This window comes from Okeania sp. (assembly GCF_983059655.1).
Map to the genome: position 1 here is coordinate 1 of NZ_CEZPJD010000598.1, position 2,550 is coordinate 2,550.

A 2,550-nucleotide genomic window follows, 5' to 3' on the forward strand; every position below is an offset into this window, starting at 1 on the left:
CTGTTCCCTAAAAATAGTAAGATTTTTATACACAAATAAAATAGGATTGCTATATAAAAGTCTATTTGACGAAAAAGATAATTTACAACATCAAAAATGGTATTAAATCTATTCATTCTGGCTCCTGTTTGCGGAGCATTCCGTAGGAAATTCTAAATTCAGAATTCTATTCTAATAACTGCTTTAACTTTTGCTCATTCCAAAGTAATTGATATAATCCAGTTTGCTCTACTAATTCTGCATGATTTCCAGTTTGTACAATTTTTCCTTTATCCATGACAAAAATTCTATTAGCAGTAGCAGCAGCAGACATTTGATGAGAGATAAAAATTACAGTTTTCTTTTGAGTTCCAGTTGATAAATTTTGCAAAATATGAGTTGCTGTCTGATTATCTACACTGGAAAGTGCATCATCTAAAATTAATATTGGAGCGTCAACTAATAAGGCTCTTGCTAATGCCGTTCTCTGTCTTTGTCCCCCTGACAAAGTAATCCCTCTTTCTCCAACTATCGTTTCATATTGTTGAGGAAAGTTGAGAATTTCTTCGTGAATTTGTGCTTGTTTAGCAGCAGCTTCTATTTCTATTTTTTCTGCTAATGGATTGCCATAACAGATATTATTTTTAATTGTTGTACTGAAGAGAAAACTTTCTTGGGGAACGTAGGCGATCGCCTGTCGTAAATCTGTTAATTTTAGTTGAGTTATGTCATAGCCATCTATAAATAGTTGATCGATATTAATATCTAAAAGTCGAGGTAATGTGTTTGCTAAAGTTGATTTTCCTGAGCCAATTGAACCAACAATAGCAATAGTTTCTCCTGGTTTAATTAGAAAGTTAATGTTGTCTAAGGCTGGTGTTTTGCTACCCGGATAAGTATATGTTAATCCTTGGCTTTTTACCCAACCTTTTACTACTTTGGGAAAATCTAGAGGTGATTCATGGTCTTTAATTTTTGGTTCAACTGTGAGAATAGCTTCTATACGGTCAATACTTACTTCTCCTCTTTGATAAGCAGTAATAGTAAAGCCTAGTAATGCGGTGGGAAAAACTAAACGCTCAACATAAATAATTAAAGCTACAAAATTACCAACAGTTAATTCGCCGTTTTCCAAGTATATCGACCCATTCATTAGTAATATTAATAAGCTTGAACTTGCTAAACTAACTAGGATAGGAAAAAGAATATTACGAGTTTTAGCCAACTCTAAGTTTGCCTCTAAAAGTCGCTGATTATAATTGCTAAAACCTTGTAGTTCATTTTCTTCTTGAGCATAAATTTTGATTAGAGAAATACCATTCATATCCTCTTGAATCAAATCGCTCATATTAGAAAGTTCTTCTTGCACAGCTAATTGTTGACTCTGCAATTTAGCACTAAATATTTTTACCAGTATTAGCATCACAGGATAAACAGAAACTGCTAATAAAGTTAACCGCACATTAATAGAAAGCATAACTGGCAGAGTTAAACCATAAGCAAAAATTGTATTGCTAATACTTAATACTGCAAAACCTAATAGTCTGCGGATATTATCAACATCACTAGTGGCGCGGTTGATTAAATCTCCTATTGTATTATTACTAAAATAGGATGGTTCTAATTTTAATAGTCTATTAAAAATCTTTTGTTTGAGGTCAAATTCTACTTGTCTTCCTACTCCAAATATGAGTATGCGCGATACTACTCTAATTACCCACATAATGGAGGCAAAAATTACAATTGCTATTACATAGTATAAGAATTCATCAAATTTAGTTGCTACTTTTAAATCATCTATTGCTTGACTAATTAATTTGGGAATATATATTCCTAAACTATTGACTATTAGTAGAGAAAAAACTCCTAGCGATGACTTTTTCCAGTGGGGACCTAAATAAGAGGCTAATTTTTGCAGTCGTGCTTGAGAAGATTGAGCCATAATAGTTATTTTAGATTTTAGATAATGTTATGATTGTAGATAGTTTAAAGATACAAAAAAATTGAATTAAAAATCAACCAAAAAAATTGTTAATTCTTGTTAAAGATAAGCTGTATCAATTTATGAAGAAAAGAGTAGATAGGAATACTGAAAAGTTGTTGCTCCGCGTCTACAAACTTCAACCAATTGGAGGCACTGCAGGTGAGGTGTGAGTTATTGAATCTATATAAACCATTTGGTATCTTTGCAAAGGTAGGGGTTTTTGGCCAAAAAATTAGGATGCATAATTCAGGAGTAATGAGAATTATAGAAGAAGTAGGAAGTAGGAAGTAGCCAGAAAAATCTTCCCTTGGTTTTCTTTCCCTATCTTGCTGAAAATCCTGGATTTTTGAACCATTAGCACCTAAAAGCTAGCATTTTCTTAGTACCTAAAAAAGCTAAAAGATTTATCTGTAAAGAGTTTGAGTTTTAATCAGCAAGCCCTAGATTATATAAAGGAAAAGATAAATGTATAGCAATCCTATTTTATTTGTGAACAAAAATCTTACTGCTTTTAGGGAACAGGTAGGAGTTTCAGTTTTTTTATCTACTTTTTGACTTGTCAAAACTTATTTAGGATTGCTATATGA

Annotated in this window: 1 protein-coding gene; it reads right to left on the reverse strand. The window is 32.0% G+C overall.

Annotation, left to right across the window (positions count from 1 at the left end):
• Positions 1-166: 166 nt before the first annotated feature.
• Positions 167-1,921 carry an ABC transporter ATP-binding protein gene (locus AC3DU7_RS24895; RefSeq protein ID WP_488041981.1) on the reverse strand — a complete coding sequence of 585 codons (1,755 nt, stop codon included), beginning with the start codon at positions 1,919-1,921 and terminating at the stop codon, positions 167-169.
• Positions 1,922-2,550 lie beyond the last annotated feature (629 nt).